The organism is Moraxella equi, assembly GCF_002027555.1.
Lineage (GTDB): Bacteria > Pseudomonadota > Gammaproteobacteria > Pseudomonadales > Moraxellaceae > Moraxella > Moraxella equi.
Genome location: NZ_MXAP01000106.1, coordinates 1 through 2,510, shown reverse-complemented (window position 1 = coordinate 2,510; position 2,510 = coordinate 1). Strand labels below are relative to the sequence as shown.

Below are 2,510 nucleotides of genomic sequence, written 5' to 3'. Positions count from 1 at the left end.
GTTCGGTTGGTATAGCTTTCGGGGCGGTCAAAATGCCGATATCGATGACATCATCAAGCGTTTAGAGCTTAACCATGTCATCAAAAAAGATGGCGATAACGTGGTGTATTTGGTCGATTAGGGCATGCCTGCTAGCCTTGCCACAAGCTCACTCATAGACTCATCACGGCAGTCCGCCACGCCCACACCACTCCATAGGCTCATCAGCTCGCTGTTTTGGGTGGTTGCTCCATGGGCTCGCAGGGATTTTGTCATGGCGTTTAATGTCGGATAATTTGGTAAATCATCATTATCCAACTGGGCAAAATCTTGCATATAGCCCGTAACCACGCCCCTTGCCCACTTGCCAGAGTATAGTCGTGTCAGACGTGTGTCGTTACCTGTCGCACTTAGCAAACGCTTTTTCCAAAGCGGATTGATAGGCGATTCATACGTGGTCAAAAATGCCGTCCCCACTGCCACCATGTCCGCCCCATTGTCTAGCACAAAGGCAACCTGTTCACGATTGGCAATGCCCCCTGCCGAGATGAGTGGGATGGTACTTGCGTTTTTAGCAAGTTTTAACGCTCTAACGTAGATAATCTATCGCCCTGCTCACAAAGCCAGCCTCCTTGATGACCGCCTGCCCCCACGCCTTGCACGACCACACCGTCCGCTCCCACATCCTGCCATGCCAACACTTCTGCCACCGTGTTTGCCGTACCGATGACAAGCGTACCGACAGCATGCAAAGCGTCCACTTGGGGCAGATTTAAAATACCAAAAGTAAAGCTCGCCACAGGCACAGGGTTATCAAGCAATACGGCAAATTGCTCGGCAAAGTCATGGGCAGGTTTGTCATCTAGCACAGGCGTAACGCCCAATGTTTGATAAAAATTATCAAGCCAATCAGGCATGGTCTGGCTATATGTTTGGGTTAAACTTTTATCCAAAATCATGAGATTGACATTAAAGGGCTTATCCGTCCCTGCCTTGATTTTGTTAATCTCATCATGGATTTGGGCAGATGACATCATGCCTGCTCCAAGCGAGCCTAGCACACCAAGACGACACGCCCCCACGACAAAATCGGCATTGCTCGCCCCTGCCATGGGGGCTTGGGCAATGGGCGTGGATAGAGCAAGATGGGATTGTAATGATAAGATGGTCATGATGATGTTTCCTGATAAAGATTTCTTTAAAATATAGCTTTTGAATAAAACAAAGTCAAGGCATGATGGCTATTTTAAAAGAAAATGACGATTAGGGCATACCTGCCTTTTATCACATCAGTTTTTCACGATAAAAGTTGTGTTAAAGTTTTTTACAAGTTTACTCTTATTTTGAAAAAAATTTGTTACACACGGCAGTGGAATTTCATTTATAATAAACATATCATTTAAATGATAACTGATTTTATTTTTATCTTTTAAGGAGATTGTCATGCAAAAATTATTGATTGCGACTGCTGTGGGTGCCTTGGTATTGACAGGCTGTACCACGAATAACAGCCAAACCATCAAACAGCCCAAACCCCAAGAAATGCAAGGCAAGCATGCCCATAAACATGGCGACAAGCATGAGCACGGCAAAAAACATCATCATGGCATCATGTCAAAAACCTATGTCTGCGACCAAGATGCCAACATTGTTGCCAACTACAACCCTGATGCCGAGCAAGCTCTACTTAACATCACCGCTCCTAGCTTAAGCCTAACTGGTGCCGATGTTGAATTAAGACTCGCCCCTTCTGCATCGGGCATGCTGTTTGTTAATGACATCAATCCTAATTCAAAATATGAATGGCGCACTAAAAACAAATTTGGTGCGTTGGACATAACCACTGCTGATGGCACCGTATACAGCCTAAAATGCGAAAGCACTCGCCCCATGCACAGCCATGCTCACTGATGGTAGCGAACAAGTTAGCTTGTCTTGGCTAAATACAGCCAAATAAAACGCATAAGCCATGCTTGTGCGTTTTTTAATCAATAATAAAAGGCAATCCGCCATGAAACCTATTACAAAAAAAGCATTTCTACTCACCGCCCTACCCATGCTCGCACTCACAGGCTGTGCTACAACTGCCACATTAAAACAAGCCGACTGCTCATCTGCCAACTGGGAGCAGGTGGGTCTTGCTGACGGTCTGCGTGGGGCAAGCAGTCAAGAGATATTACGCCATGCCAAAACCTGCCAAGGGCTTGCCACGCCTAACCGTGCGTTATGGGAGCAAGGTCGCCAAGCAGGGCTAAAATCCTACTGCACCATAGACAACGCCTACAACATGGGGCGAATGGGCTACACCTTACAAGGCGTGTGTGATGTCGGCGACAGCAAGACCCTAGAAGAGCTACACCGTGCCAACATGATGGGCTTAGAGCAACATCAGATGAGCGAACGCATGACCCACATGCATTATGGTTATGGTGGTTGGTATGGCTATCTGTACCGTCCTTATTGGTGGTGGTAAAGCCAATTTGGGTGATTTTTAAAATATCAGTCCAATAAGCGTGTTACGCACCTTTGTA

Annotated in this window: 4 protein-coding genes; 2 read left to right on the top strand and 2 right to left on the bottom strand. The window is 46.4% G+C overall.

Annotated elements, in window-relative coordinates; all coding sequences use genetic code 11:
• Nucleotides 1-117 precede the first annotated feature (117 nt).
• Nucleotides 118-513 carry an NAD(P)H-dependent flavin oxidoreductase gene (locus tag B5J93_RS14255; RefSeq protein ID WP_265734215.1) on the bottom strand — a complete coding sequence of 132 codons (396 nt, stop codon included), beginning with the start codon at nt 511-513 and terminating at the stop codon, nt 118-120.
• A gap of 47 nt (nt 514-560) precedes the next feature.
• Nucleotides 561-1,151, bottom strand: coding sequence for a nitronate monooxygenase (locus tag B5J93_RS14250; protein ID WP_079326289.1), 591 nt, complete (start codon nt 1,149-1,151; stop codon nt 561-563).
• A 271-nt stretch (nt 1,152-1,422) separates the two neighbouring features.
• Here B5J93_RS14250 and B5J93_RS10275 point away from each other — a divergent pair, with 271 nt between their 5' ends.
• Both B5J93_RS10275 and B5J93_RS10270 read left to right on the top strand, forming a co-directional pair.
• Complete coding sequence (locus tag B5J93_RS10275) at nt 1,423-1,890, top strand: MliC family protein (RefSeq protein WP_079326288.1); 468 nt, start codon at nt 1,423-1,425, stop codon at nt 1,888-1,890.
• A 100-nt stretch (nt 1,891-1,990) separates the two neighbouring features.
• Complete coding sequence (locus tag B5J93_RS10270) at nt 1,991-2,452, top strand: DUF2799 domain-containing protein (RefSeq protein WP_158080733.1); 462 nt, start codon at nt 1,991-1,993, stop codon at nt 2,450-2,452.
• Nucleotides 2,453-2,510: the final 58 nt, after the last annotated feature.